At 61.5% G+C, this 12884-nt stretch carries 10 protein-coding genes; 5 read left to right on the forward strand and 5 right to left on the reverse strand.

Translation table 11 applies throughout. The annotated features are described in order from the left end of the window. Positions 1-9: 9 nt before the first annotated feature. From ASF66_RS19420 to ASF66_RS19440, 5 genes are all read right to left on the reverse strand, one after another. The gene (locus ASF66_RS19420; protein WP_056845000.1) at positions 10-1389 is read right to left on the reverse strand and encodes an OprD family porin; all 1380 of its coding nucleotides are present in this window, start codon (positions 1387-1389) and stop codon (positions 10-12) included. A gap of 162 nt (positions 1390-1551) precedes the next feature. Then, positions 1552-3150: an ABC transporter substrate-binding protein gene (locus ASF66_RS19425; protein WP_056845001.1), complete on the reverse strand. Its 1599-nt coding sequence runs from the start codon at positions 3148-3150 to the stop codon at positions 1552-1554. A 212-nt stretch (positions 3151-3362) separates the two neighbouring features. Further along, entirely contained in the window at positions 3363-4964 is a 1602-nt protein-coding gene (locus ASF66_RS19430) for an ABC transporter substrate-binding protein (protein WP_056845002.1), read from the reverse strand. A gap of 256 nt (positions 4965-5220) precedes the next feature. After that, a complete protein-coding gene (locus ASF66_RS19435; RefSeq protein ID WP_056845003.1) occupies positions 5221-6822 on the reverse strand; it encodes an ABC transporter substrate-binding protein in 1602 nt (533 codons plus the stop codon). A gap of 103 nt (positions 6823-6925) precedes the next feature. After that, positions 6926-7636 (reverse strand): SIMPL domain-containing protein, encoded by a 711-nt coding sequence (locus ASF66_RS19440; RefSeq protein ID WP_049861920.1) that lies wholly within the window; start codon positions 7634-7636, stop codon positions 6926-6928. A gap of 200 nt (positions 7637-7836) precedes the next feature. On the opposite strand from ASF66_RS19440, the gene ASF66_RS19445 reads away from it, so the two are divergent. The 5 genes from ASF66_RS19445 to ASF66_RS19465 all read left to right on the forward strand — a co-directional run bounded on the left by ASF66_RS19445 (position 7837) and on the right by ASF66_RS19465 (position 12869). Then, the gene (locus ASF66_RS19445; protein WP_049861921.1) at positions 7837-9096 is read left to right on the forward strand and encodes an ATP-binding protein; all 1260 of its coding nucleotides are present in this window, start codon (positions 7837-7839) and stop codon (positions 9094-9096) included. Then, positions 9093-9653 carry a response regulator transcription factor gene (locus tag ASF66_RS19450; RefSeq protein WP_049861922.1) on the forward strand — a complete coding sequence of 187 codons (561 nt, stop codon included), beginning with the start codon at positions 9093-9095 and terminating at the stop codon, positions 9651-9653. Before ASF66_RS19445 ends, ASF66_RS19450 begins: the two co-directional genes overlap by 4 nt. A 154-nt stretch (positions 9654-9807) precedes the next feature. Beyond that, positions 9808-10557, forward strand: coding sequence for a FadR/GntR family transcriptional regulator (locus ASF66_RS19455; RefSeq protein WP_056845004.1), 750 nt, complete (start codon positions 9808-9810; stop codon positions 10555-10557). Positions 10558-10818: 261 nt separating this feature from the next. Further along, positions 10819-11730, forward strand: coding sequence for a 5-dehydro-4-deoxyglucarate dehydratase (gene kdgD / locus ASF66_RS19460; RefSeq protein ID WP_056845005.1), 912 nt, complete (start codon positions 10819-10821; stop codon positions 11728-11730). 197 nt (positions 11731-11927) lie between these two features. Continuing rightward, entirely contained in the window at positions 11928-12869 is a 942-nt protein-coding gene (locus ASF66_RS19465; RefSeq protein WP_049860558.1) for an AEC family transporter, read from the forward strand. Positions 12870-12884: the final 15 nt, after the last annotated feature.

Here is a 12884-nt window from a genome sequence, read left to right on the forward strand (position 1 = left end):
GGTTGCCGATCAAAGAATCTGGAACGGAATGGTGGTGACGATGCGCAGCTCGTTGAGGCTGCCATCGACCTGATTGGCGCTGGCGCGGTGGGCACTGTAGGTCGCGCGGATGGTGCTGGCCTTCAACGGCCCGCCCTGCACGGCATACGAGGTGCCGAAGCCGTACTCGTAATGCTTCTCGCCGTCCTGGGCCTGGATGCCATCATAGCCGCCGCCCTTGTAGTGTGTGCCATCGATACCCCAGCCGCGCGCGGTGTAGACGCTGAACTTGAGGCCGGGTACGCCATAGCCGGCCATGTCCAGCCCGTAACCGATCTGGAACGATTTTTCGTTCGGGCCGTTGTAGTCGGAAAACAGCGAGTTGGCCAGGAAAATGGCGTTGGTTTCGTGCAGGTAGTCGAAGTATTCGTTGCCGTTCACTTCCTGGAAGGCCAGGGTCAGGCTGTGCGCCTTGTGCGTGGCGGTCAACGACAGGCTGTAGGTGTCGTTGTCGATGGCGCCCATCTTCGAGCTGCCGGCATCCTTGGTCTTGTAGTAGTTGAAACCGGTGGTCAGGCCCAGCACCGAGGCATCGCCCAGTTCATGGGAGGCGCCGAAGTAGTACTGGTTCCACACATCCTTGACGTTGGACGCGTACAGGCTGGTGGTCAGGCTTTTCAGCGGCTGGTAGTTGAGGCCGAAGATGTTGACCTGATCGGTGGTGGTGCCGTCGCCGTATTCGGTCCTGAACTTGCTCAGGCTCTGTTCGGTTCGCGGCGAGACGCGGCTGAAGGTGCCCAGGTCGAAGTCGAGGTTGTCGAACTCGGCGCTGTGCAGGCTGACACCTTCGAAGCTGGAGGGCAGGGCACGGTTGCCGATGAAGGCCAGTACCGGCGTGTTCATCGATTGACGCCCGGCGGTCAGCACGGTGTTGGACACCCGCGCCTTGAGGTTGGCCAGGCCCGCTTTGGTCCACTGGTCGACCACGTCGCCATCGTGATCGGTCAGTGTGCGGTTCCCCCCGCCGGCCACGCGACCTTTGCCCTGCTCCAGCGCCACAGTGTTGTAGGCCGCCACTTCGGTGCTGAACCCCACGGTGCCCTGAGTGAAGCCCGAGGTGTAGTTGACGATGGTGCCCTGAACCCAGGTGTCGCGGCTACCGGTGCGTTCGGTTACGCCATCGCCCTTGTTGATGCCCCAGGTCAGGCCACGCTTGCCTTTCTCCTTGGCGAACCAGTTGCGGGTCGAGCCGGTCAGGCTCGAGTCCTCGATGAAGCCTTTGGCCTCATCCTGTGCGCTGCTGGTCTTGACGGTGAGCGGGATGAACGCCTGGCTGGCTTCATCGGCCAGGACCAGGGGCGCGAACCCGCTCAACGACAAGGTGAAGACTGCTCTCTTGGTAATTTTCAACTGAAGCTCCTTACTTTTTTAGTTTTATGGCCGCGTCTTCTAGTGCGGCTGATGGCCAGTCCATGGCCCGTGATGACAGTTGCAAACGTTTGCTTGCTCTTTTTTGCCAAAAGCTCCCCAAACCCATGGCACGGTCATGGGTGTGGGGAGGGCCTGGTTTATCTAGTCGCGCAGACTCACGCCGCCAAAGTCGTTGCGCCCGAACGGGCTGACCTTGAACCCTTCAACCTTGGCGCTGACCGGCTGGTTGACGGTGGAGTGGGCGATCGGGGTGATCGGCACCTGTTGCTTGAGCAACTGCTGGGCCTGACGATAGAGCACGCTGCGCTCTTCGCGGTCGGTGACCCGTTTGGCCTGCTGGACCAGCTTGTCGTAGTCCTGGTTGCACCACATCGAGTAGTTGTTGCTGCCGATGGCGTCGCAGCTGTACAGCGTGCCCAGCCAGTTGTCCGGGTCGCCGTTGTCGCCCGTCCAGCCAATCAGCGAGACGTCGTGTTCGCCGCGTTTGGTGCGGTCCAGGTACTCGCCCCATTCGTAGCTGACGATCTTGACCTTGAGGCCGATCTTGCCCCAGTCGGCCTGCAGCATTTCAGCCATCAGCTTGGCATTGGGGTTGTAGGGGCGCTGCACGGGCATGGCCCACAGAGTGATCTCGGTGCCTTCCTTGACGCCGGCGGCCTGCAGCATCTGCTTGGCTTTCTCCGGATCGAAAGGCGCGTCCTTGATGCTCTCGTCGTAGGACCACTGGGTCGGTGGCATGGCGTTGACGGCCTTCTGCCCGGCGCCCTGGTAGACGGCCTTGAGAATGGCGTCCTTGTTCACCGCCATGTCCATGGCCTGGCGCACTTCCAGCTGGTCGAACGGCTTGTGACGCACGTTGTAGGTGATGTAGCCCAGGTTGTAGCCGGCCTGCTCCATGACCTTGAGCTTGGGGTCGGCCTTGAGGCCCGCGAGGTCGGCAGGGCGTGGGTAGGCGGTGACCTGGCACTCGTTCTTCTTGAGCTTCTGCATGCGCACCGAAGCGTCGGTGTTTATGGCGAAGATCAACTGGTCGACCTTCACCTGGCTCATGTCCCAGTACTGCGGGTTGGCCTTGTAGCGGATCTGCGAGTCTTTCTGGTAACGCTGGAAGGCGAACGGACCGGTGCCGATCGGCTTCTGGTTGATGTCACGCATGTTGCCGCTCTTGAGCAGCTGCTCGGCGTACTCGGCGGACAGGATGGACGCGAAGTTCATGGCGATGTTCTGCACGAACGCGGCGTCTACGGCGTTGAGGGTGAACACCACGGTGTGGTCGTCGGTTTTCTCGACCTTGGCGATGTTCTTGTCCAGGCTCATGCTGACGAAGTACGGGAACTCGGTCGGGTACGCCTTGCGAAACGGCTGGTTGGGATCGAGCATGCGATTGAAGGTGAACAGCACGTCGTCGGCGTTGAAGTCACGGGTCGGCTTGAACGCTTCGTTGCTGTGGAACTTGACCCCTTCGCGCAGGTGGAAGGTGTAGGTCAGGCCGTCTTCGGAGATGTCCCACTTGGTGGCCAGCGCAGGAATGACACTGGTGCCGCCTTTTTCGAATTCGGTCAGGCGGTTGTAGATCGGTTGCGCAGCATCGTTGTCGGTGCCGCTCGTGTACTGGGCGATGTCGAAGCCGGCGGGGCTGCCTTCGGAGCAGTACACCAGGCTGTTGGCGGCGTGGCTGAGGCCAACCTGGCCGAGCAGGCCCAGAGCAAGCATGGCGGAGCAAAGCTGGGTATGTCGCATGATAGTCCCTGTCTTGTTGTTTTCCGATCGTGGGGCGCCAGTTCCCTGGCAGGAATACGGCGGCCGCCACCAAAGGAAGCTAGTCCCATTGGACGAGGGCGTATGTCGGCGTATTCCGGTAGAGCTGTGGGAAAAATCCTGGCGTTAATGCAAGCGAATGGGCGCTGGACCTGCCGGTCCATCGCCCGCTTCCATTAGGGGAGGTGCCTGGTTCAGTCCTTCACGCCCACGCCATAGAACGAGTTCAAGCCAAAGGGGCTGATCTTGAAGTCGGTGACCTTGGCGCTCATGGGCTGGTAGACCGTGGAGTGCGCGATCGGGGTGATCGGCACCTGTTGCTTGAGGCGCACCTGGGCCTGTTTGTACAGCTCGGTGCGCTTGGCCTGATCGGGCGTGGCCTTGGCGGTCTTGATCAACTGGTCGTAGTCCTTGTCGCACCACTTCGAGAAGTTGTTGCCGTTCACCGCATCGCAACCGTACAGGGTGCCCAGCCAGTTGTCCGGGTCACCGTTGTCGCCACTCCAGCCGATCAGCATGGCATCGGTCTCGCCGGCCTTGGCGCGCTTGAGGTATTCACCCCACTCGTAGCTGACGATCTTGGCCTTGATACCCACCTTGGCCCAGTCCGACTGCAGCATTTCGGCCATCAGCTTGGCGTTGGGGTTGTAGGGACGCTGCACCGGCATGGCCCACAGGGTAATCTCGGTGCCTTCCTTGACGCCGGCTTCCTTGAGCAGCTTCTTGGCCTCTTCCACGTTGTAGCCGGCGTCCTTGATGCTCTCGTCATAGGACCACTGGGTCGGCGGCATGGCATTGACCGCCAGTTGACCGGCGCCCTGGTACACGGCCTCGATGATGCTCTGCTTGTTCACCGCCATGTCCAGCGCCTGGCGAACCTTGAGGTTGCCCAGTGGTTCGTGGGTGACGTTGTAGGCGATGTAGCCCAGGTTGAAGCCAGCCTGGTCGGGCATCTGCAGGTTCTTGTCTTCCTTGAGCGGCTTGAGATCGGCCGGACGTGGATAGACGCTGACCTGGCATTCGTTCTTCTTGAGCTTCTGCATGCGCACGGATGCATCGGTGGTGATGGCGAAGATCAGGTTGTCGATCTTCACGTCAGCCGGGTTCCAGTAGTCCTTGTTGCCCTTGTAGCGAATCTGCGCGTCTTTCTGATAGCGGTTGAACACGAACGGGCCGGTGCCGATCGGCTTCTGGTTGATGTCGGCGGCCTTGCCCTGCTTGAGCAGCTGGGCGGCGTATTCGGCGGACTGGATCGAAGCGAAGCTCATGGCCATGTTCTGGATGAACGCGGCGTCGACCGTCTTCAAGGTGAAGCGGACGGTGTGATCGTCGAGCTTCTCGATGTTGGTGATGTTCTCGTCCATGCCCATGTCGGTGAAGTACGGGAACTCGGTCGGATAGGCTTTGCGGAACGGCATGTTCTTGTCGATCATGCGGTTGAAAGTGAACAGCACGTCGTCGGCGTTGAATTCACGGGACGGCTTGAAGTAGTCGGTGGTGTGGAACTTGACCCCTTCGCGCAGGTGGAAGGTGTAGGTCAGGGCGTCTTCGGAGATGTCCCAGCTGGTAGCCAGACCCGGGATGACTGCGGTGCCGCCACGCTCGAACTGGCTCAGACGGTTGAAGACGGTTTCTGCCGAAGCGTCGAAATCCGTACCACTGGTATACAGCGCCGGGTCAAAACCCGCCGGACTGCCTTCAGAGCAGAATACAAGGTTGCTCGCAGCATGGGCGAAAGGGGCGCTGGCGAGCAGGCCGGCCCCGACGATGAACGGAATGACCGCGGTTTTGAGCATGGTGGCCTCAGTTGTTGTCATTTTAAGAATGAGGGCGACCTTGTGAGTCGACCTGGCCGATACTTATGCAGGCGGCATACCCAAATCAACTGTTTGCGGTGTATCGCACCTGAAACGGTGGGACGGGCGTACACGAATGTCGCATCGATGTAAGTTTTTCGGTAGTTGAACGCATGTTCAACTACATTTGGCCACTCAATGCACACTTATCGACCCCATTGCACCACGATGACGCACTGCAATGGGGCGTTCGGTATCACTGCGAAAGGCTGACGCCATAGAAAGGCGTCAGGCCGAAGGGGCTGATGCGGAAATCCTGGACTTCCTTGCGCATGGGTTGGAAAACCGTGGAGTTGGCGATCGGGGTGATCGGCACTTGTTGCTTGAGTATGGCCTGCGCCTGCTGGTACAGCTTCACGCGTTCATCGCGATCGCTGCTCAGTTTGGCCTGCTGGATCAGCTTGTCGTAGGCCGGATCGCACCATTTGGCGTAGTTGCTGCCCTTGACCGCCGCGCAGCTGTAGAGCACGCCGAGCCAGTTGTCCGGATCGCCATTGTCGCCGGTCCAGCCATAGATCATGGTGTCGTGCTCGCCATTCTTGGCGCGCTTGATGTACTCACCCCATTCGTAACTGACGATGTTGGCCTTGATGCCGATCTTGGCCCAGTCGTTCTGGATCATCTGCGCCGACATGCGTGCATTGGGATTGGATGCGCGCTGCACCGTCATGGCCCACAGGTCGATGGTCGTGCCCTCTTTGATTCCGGCTTCCTTGAGCAGGGCACGGGCCTTGGTAATGTCGTGGGGCGCGTCCTTGATTCGGGTGTCATACGACCATTGCGCAGGGGGCAGGGCGTTCTGCGCCAACTGACCGGCGCTCTGGTAGACCGCCTTGATGATGGCCGGCTTGTCGATCGCCATGTCCAGGGCCTGACGCACCTTGAGCTGGTCGAGCGGCGGATGGGTCACGTTGTAGGCCAGGAAACCCAGGTTGAAGCCCGGCTGGCTGAGCACGCGCAGGTTGGGGTCCTGTTTCATCACCTCGATGTCGGCAGGCCGTGGATAGCCGCTGACCTGGCATTCGCCAGCCTTCAGCTTCTGCAGGCGCACGGCAGCATCGGTACTGATGGAGAAGATCAGGTTGTCGAGCTTGACGTCCTCGGGTTTCCAGTACGCCTTGTTGGCGGTGTAGCGGATCTGCGAATCCTTCTGGTAGCGCTTGAACACGAACGGGCCGGTGCCGATGGGTTTCTGGTTGATGTCGGCGGCCTTGTCCTGCTTGAGCAACTGGTCGGCGTATTCGGCGGACTGCACCGAAGCGAAACTCATCGCCAGGTTCTGCGCGAAGGCGGCGTCGACCGTGTTCAGCGTGAAGACCACGGTATGCGGGTCTTGTTTGCTGACCGACTTGATGTTGGTGTTCAGGCCCATGTCGGTGAAATAGGGCGATTCCGAAGGGTAGGCCTTGCGGAATGGATGCTCGGGGTCGAGCAGGCGCTGGAAGGTGAACAGCACGTCGTCCGCGTTGAAATCGCGGGTGGGCGTGAAGTAGTCGGTGGTGTGGAACTTGACGCCTTCGCGCAGGTGAAAGGTGTAAGTCAAGCCGTCCGGGGAGACGTCCCAGGAAGTGGCCAGCCCCGGTTCGACTTCAGTGCCGCCGCGCTTGAACTGGGTCAGGCGATTGAAGACGGTTTCCGCCGAGGCGTCGAAATCGGTACCACTGGTGTACTGGCTGGGATCGAAACCGGCAGGGCTGGCTTCGGAGCAGTACACCAGCGTGCTCGCGGCCTGGGCCATGGGCATCCCGGCGCACAGGGCGGCGGTAAGGAGCAGGGGCTTGAAGGCGGGGATATCCATATGGGGCCTCGAAAGACGAAGGGAGGGACTCGGGGAGTGATGTTTGCGGACAGAATCCGCTTCGACGAGGCTGGATTCTGCCCTTGATGAACGCGTCAGGGTATCAAGGCATCACGACTTCGATGACGCCGTCGGCATTGATGCTGACCTCGCTGGTGCCCGCTTCTACGTCCGGGGTCACCGGAGCCGCGTCGGCGCGAGCGGCCTTCATCATCATCGGCGCCGAGGCGTAGGGGCGAGGGTAGCCAGCGCTGTTGAGGTTGAGGTTGACCACCTTGTAGCTTTTGCCGCCCAGGGCGTCGGTGGCCAGTTGCGCGCGGGCCTTGAAGGCGGCCACGGCTTCCTTGAGCAGGGCGTCTTCGCTCTGCTTGCGGGTCTTGTCGGCGATGGAAAAGTCCATGGCGCCCATCTTCAGGCTCTGCAGCAATTCGCCGGTGAGCTTGGACAGGGCCGGGAAGTCGGCGCTTTCCAGGCGCACTTCGGCGCGTTCGCGCCAGCCGGTGATGGTCTGGCCCTTGTCATCGTAGATCGGATAGCTGTTGCGGCTGCCCTGGCGCACGATCACGCCTTTGACTTCGCGGGCCTGGGCCAGGGCCTTGTTCAACGTGTCGCTGATACCGGCGGCAAGCTTGGCCGGGTCGGCGTTCTGCTCCTCGCTGTAGAGGGTCACGAGCATCAGGTCGCGAGGCACTTCCTGGCTGACCTCGGCACGCAGGGAAATCTGGTTGTAGCGGGCCTCGTCGGCCAGGGCAGGGAGGCTGGACAACAGGCTTGCGCCAAGGACCAAGGCGGCGCTGCGGGTGATGACGGGCATGGAAAACTCCTTGTTGTAGGTGCTGCGTAAGACTGGCCAGGCCGGATGCGGTTCCTGAGGGGGCTGCATGGACAGGCCACCTTTTACGATAAACCGGAGGTCTGCACTTGCGACGCGGTCATTTGCCGCACTTTTCGCTGTCGACGCGTCGAGTTGGTTATACTTGCACCGATCCGCCTGCAGCGCTCACTGGAGAGCAAATGCTCGCCCACCCTATGCCTCTTTCCGCTTCACGCCAGAACCTCTGGCGCCTGACCTTCATCCGCACGCTGGTACTGGCCGCTCAGGCCGGTTCGGTCGGCTTCGCCTACCTCACGCACCTGTTGCCCTTGCCGTGGCTGGCGTTGAGCACCACCCTGGCGGTGTCGGCCATACTCTGCGCGCTGACCGTACTGCGCCTGCGCTTCTCGTTGCCGGTCACCGAACTTGAATACGCCTTGCAACTGGCCTGCGACCTGCTCATCCACAGCGTCCTGCTGTACTACTCGGGCGGCGGTGCCAACCCGTTCGTTTCCTATTACCTGGTGCCGCTGACCATCGCCGCCGTGACCCTGCCGTGGGTCTATTCCCTGGTGCTGTCCGGGATCGCCCTGGCGTGCTACACCTTCATGCTGGCGCATTTCTACCCCCTCGACGCCTTGCCGATCGGTCGTGAGAACCTGCAGATCTACGGCATGTGGTTGAGCTTTGCCCTGGCCGCTTCGGTGATTACCTTCTTCGCCGCCAAGATGGCCGAAGAGCTGCGGCGCCAGGAACAACTGCGCGCGCAGCGTCGCGAAGAGGGTCTGCGTGACCAGCAACTGTTGGCCGTGGCCACCGAGGCCGCCGGTGCGGCTCATGAGTTGGGTACGCCACTGGCCACCATGAGCGTGCTGCTCAAGGAGATGCGCCAGGACCATCCCCAGCCTGAACTGCAGGAAGACCTGCAGGTGCTGCAGGATCAGGTCAAGCTGTGCAAGGAGACCCTGCAGCAGCTGGTGCGTGCCGCCGAGGCCAATCGGCGCATGGCTGTGGTCGATCAACCCGTGACCGCCTGGCTCGACGAGGCCCTGAATCGCTGGCACCTGATGCGTCCCGAATCCAGCTACCGCTTCCACCGCCAGGGCCAGGGCGAGGTTCCCCACCTGGCGCCGCCGCCGGATCTGACCCAGGCGCTGCTCAACCTGCTCAACAACGCCGCCGATGCCTGCCCCGACAACCTCGAGGTCAGGCTGGACTGGGACAGCGTTGACATTTTCATCTCGATCCGCGACCACGGAGCGGGTGTTCCCCTGGCGATTGCCGAGCAGATCGGCAAGCCGTTCTTCACCACAAAGGGCAAAGGCTTCGGCCTCGGCCTGTTCTTGAGCAAAGCCAGCGTGACTCGCGCCGGCGGCTCGGTAAAACTCTATAGTCATGAAGAGGGCGGCACGCTCACCGAGCTGCGTCTGCCCCGTGGCGTCCGAGGAGATGATCGATGACTGACGAACACCAAGTCGAAGGCGAAGAACTGCCACATTTGTTGTTGGTAGATGATGACGCCACCTTCACCCGCGTCATGGCCCGCGCCATGAGCCGCCGAGGCTTTCGTGTAAGTACCGCGGGCAGCGCCGAGGAAGGCTTGAAGCTGGCCCAGGACGACATCCCGGACTACGCCGCACTGGACCTTAAAATGGAAGGCGATTCGGGCCTGGTGCTGCTGCCCAAGCTGCTGGAGCTGGACCCGGAGATGCGCGTGGTGATCCTCACCGGCTATTCCAGCATCGCGACCGCAGTGGAGGCGATCAAGCGTGGCGCCTGCAACTACCTGTGCAAGCCGGCCGACGCCGACGACGTGCTGGCTGCGCTGTCGGCCGAACACGCCGACCTCGATACCTTGGTGCCGGAAAACCCGATGTCGGTGGATCGCTTGCAATGGGAGCACATCCAGCGGGTGCTCACCGAGCACGAAGGCAACATTTCCGCCACGGCGCGGGCGTTGGGTATGCACCGACGCACCCTGCAACGCAAATTGCAGAAGCGTCCGGTTCGGCGCTGAATCTTCAGCGCATGCTCTGGTTGGCACCTTGCGTGCATCGGCTGGCGGCATTTGCCCGCGTGCTGGGCATTGCGGCCACTCATGCCATGATCGTACAACCTGCTTTAGGCTATGATTGCTCCAATCACCGACCGTTTCGAGAATGACTTTCACTATGGATACTCAGAGCGCCGCCCCACGCGCCCGTCGCAAACCGCGCAGCCTGGCCCAGGAACTGGTGGCCGTGCTGACCCAGCGTATTCTCGATGGCGAACTCAAGCGGGGCGACAAACTGCCTACCGAGTCGGCCATCATGGAAGAACAGGGCGTCAGCCGAACGGTGGTGCGCGAAGCCATTTCCCGGCTGCAGGCGGCGGGGCAGGTCGAGACCCGTCACGGCATCGGTACCTTCGTGCTGGACACGCCGAGCCCGAGTGGCTTTCGCATCGATCCGGCGACCATCGTCACCTTGCGCGACGTGCTCGCGGTGCTCGAGTTGCGCATCAGCCTGGAAGTGGAGTCCGCCGGTCTGGCTGCCAGCCGACGTTCCGACGAACAGCTGGCGGCCATGCGCGCGGCGCTCGATGCGCTGAACGAAAGCGCGGCCCATGCCAGTGATGCGGTGGCGTCGGATTTCCAGTTTCATCTGCAGATCGCCTTGTCCACGGGTAACCGATATTTCACCGACATCATGACGCACCTGGGCACCAGCATCATTCCCCGTACCCGGCTGAATTCGGCGCGCTTGGCGCACGACGACCAGCAGCACTACATGACCCGGCTCAGCCGCGAGCACGAGGAAATCTACGACGCCATTGCCCGTCAGGATTCCGATGCGGCACGCGCCGCCATGCGCCTGCACCTGACCAACAGCCGCGAACGCCTGCGCCAGGCCCACCAGGAAGCCGAAGCCGGCAGGGTCTGATCACCCCAAGGTGATTGCCTGACACTCCGCGGTGCACCTGACGCGGCTCGCGCCGCTGCTACAGAAGCACCGCAATCCCTGTAGCAGCGGCGCAAGCCGCGTCGGCGTTACATGCAGTGCCCAAGGCACATCGCGACAAACCAAAATACTTCTTTCCTCCTATTGAGGAACACGGAAAGTAGTTGTACGATGACGTACGACATCAGCCAGCCATGGCTGCTTGGTTGTTCAATTTTCCATGCGACCCAGGGTGTTCAAACAATGAATCCACAAGAACTAAAGTCCATCCTCAATCACGGCTTGCTGTCTTTCCCGGTGACCGACTTCACTGCCCAAGGCGACTTCCACCGCGAAGGCTATATCAAGCGCCTGGAATGGCTTGCCCCGTATGGCGCCAGCGCGCTGTTCGCTGCCGGTGGTACCGGTGAGTTCTTCTCCCTCGCTGCCAGCGAATACTCGCAGGTGATCAAGACTGCGGTCGACACCTGCGCCACCAGCGTGCCTATCCTTGCTGGCGTTGGCGGTTCCACTCGCCAGGCCATCGAATATGCACAGGAAGCCGAACGCCTGGGCGCCAAGGGTCTGTTGCTGCTGCCGCACTACCTGACTGAAGCCAGCCAGGACGGCGTGGCCGCCCACGTCGAAGCCGTGTGCAAATCGGTCAACATTGGCGTCATCGTCTACAACCGCAACGTCTGCCGTCTGAACGCACCGCTGCTCGAGCGTCTGGCCGAAACCTGCCCGAACCTGATCGGCTACAAGGATGGCCTGGGCGATATCGAGTTGATGGTGTCGATCCGTCGCCGTCTGGGCGACCGTTTCAGCTACCTGGGTGGCCTGCCGACCGCCGAAGTCTATGCTGCTGCCTACAAGGCGCTGGGCGTACCGGTCTATTCGTCCGCCGTGTTCAACTTCATCCCGAAGACCGCGATGGACTTCTACCACGCGATCGCCGCTGACGATCACGTCACCGTAGGCAAGTTGATCGACGACTTCTTCCTGCCTTACCTGGACATCCGCAACCGCAAGTCGGGCTATGCCGTCAGTATCGTCAAGGCTGGCGCCAAGATCGCAGGCTACGACGCAGGTCCGGTGCGCACCCCGCTGACCGACCTGACCGGTGAAGAGTATGAAATGCTCGCTGCGCTGATGGACAAGATGGGTCCGCAGTAAGCTTCGGAACCGCGGTGCGGCTTTCGCGGCCGCTGACCGCTCCTACGGGGATCTTGCAGGTGCTGGGGATTTCTGTGGGAGCGGGGCGGGCCCGCCAAGGGGCCGCTGCATACACACGCTTTACCAGAATTTCCCCGCCTCATTCCCCTATCCTCGCTATCATTGTCGTCTGACTCCAGGCAACAGGTTCCCCCGGCATGCTGGCCCTATTTCTGCAGACCCTGAACGTGACCGCTCCGGTGTTCGCCATGCTGTTTTTGGGCTATGGGCTGAAGCGGATCGAGTGGATCAACGACAACTTCATCAAGACCGCCTCGGCCCTGGTGTTCAACGTCTGCATGCCTTCCTTGCTGTTCCTGGGCATCTACCATGCCGACCTGCGCTCGGCGCTCAAGCCCGGCTTGCTGGTGTATTTCGTGGTGGCCACGGTGGGCAGCTTCGCCATCGCCTGGTGGATCGCCACCAAGCGTTGTCCCGAAGTCGATCGCGGCGTCTTCACCCAAGGCGCATTTCGGGGCAACAACGGCGTCATTGGCCTGGCTCTGGCCGGCAGCATGTATGGTGACTACGGCATCTCTCTGGGCTCGATCCTCGCGGGCCTGGTGATCGTGCTCTACAACTCGTTGTCCGTCGTGGTCCTGGCGATCTACAGCCCCAACATCAAGTCCGACCCCTTGAGCATCTGCAAGAGCATCCTGGTCAACCCGCTGATCATCAGCGTGGTCACGGCCGTGCCCTTCGCCTGGCTGCAGGTGCCCATCCCCAACTGGATCCTGACCTCTGCCGATTACGTCGCGCAGATGAGCCTGCCGCTGGCACTGATCTGCATCGGCGGCACCCTGTCACTGGCCGCCTTGCGCAGCAGCGGTTCGGTGGCCCTGAGCGCCAGCGCGGTGAAAATGATCCTGCTGCCGATCGTCGGTACATTCGGTGCCTGGCTGTTGGGCTTTCGCGGGGCGGAACTGGGCATTCTGTTCCTGTATATTGGCGCTCCTTCGGCCTCGGTCGGTTATGTCATGGTGCGGGCCAGCGGCGGCAACTATTCGCTCGCCGCCGCCATCATCGTGATCACCACCCTGGCGGCGGCCATCACCACCAATATCGGAATTTTCCTGTTGCAGTGGGGCGGCTGGATCTAGACGCTGCTTGCCCAC

Source organism: Pseudomonas sp. Leaf129, from assembly GCF_001423465.1.
In the GTDB taxonomy this organism is placed as follows: domain Bacteria; phylum Pseudomonadota; class Gammaproteobacteria; order Pseudomonadales; family Pseudomonadaceae; genus Aquipseudomonas; species Aquipseudomonas coleopterorum.

What these genes read in the sequence shown, in the direction of transcription:
- ASF66_RS19425 (WP_056845001.1), bottom strand. Translation starts at nt 3,150, where the DNA reads ATGCGACATACCCAGCTTTGCTCCGCCATGCTTGCTCTGGGCCTGCTC.
- ASF66_RS19430 (WP_056845002.1), bottom strand. Translation starts at nt 4,964, where the DNA reads ATGCTCAAAACCGCGGTCATTCCGTTCATCGTCGGGGCCGGCCTGCTC.
- ASF66_RS19435 (WP_056845003.1), bottom strand. Translation starts at nt 6,822, where the DNA reads ATGGATATCCCCGCCTTCAAGCCCCTGCTCCTTACCGCCGCCCTGTGC.
- ASF66_RS19440 (WP_049861920.1), bottom strand. Translation starts at nt 7,636, where the DNA reads ATGCCCGTCATCACCCGCAGCGCCGCCTTGGTCCTTGGCGCAAGCCTG.
- ASF66_RS19445 (WP_049861921.1), top strand. Translation starts at nt 7,837, where the DNA reads ATGCTCGCCCACCCTATGCCTCTTTCCGCTTCACGCCAGAACCTCTGG.
- ASF66_RS19450 (WP_049861922.1), top strand. Translation starts at nt 9,093, where the DNA reads ATGACTGACGAACACCAAGTCGAAGGCGAAGAACTGCCACATTTGTTG.
- ASF66_RS19455 (WP_056845004.1), top strand. Translation starts at nt 9,808, where the DNA reads ATGGATACTCAGAGCGCCGCCCCACGCGCCCGTCGCAAACCGCGCAGC.
- kdgD (WP_056845005.1), top strand. Translation starts at nt 10,819, where the DNA reads ATGAATCCACAAGAACTAAAGTCCATCCTCAATCACGGCTTGCTGTCT.
- ASF66_RS19465 (WP_049860558.1), top strand. Translation starts at nt 11,928, where the DNA reads ATGCTGGCCCTATTTCTGCAGACCCTGAACGTGACCGCTCCGGTGTTC.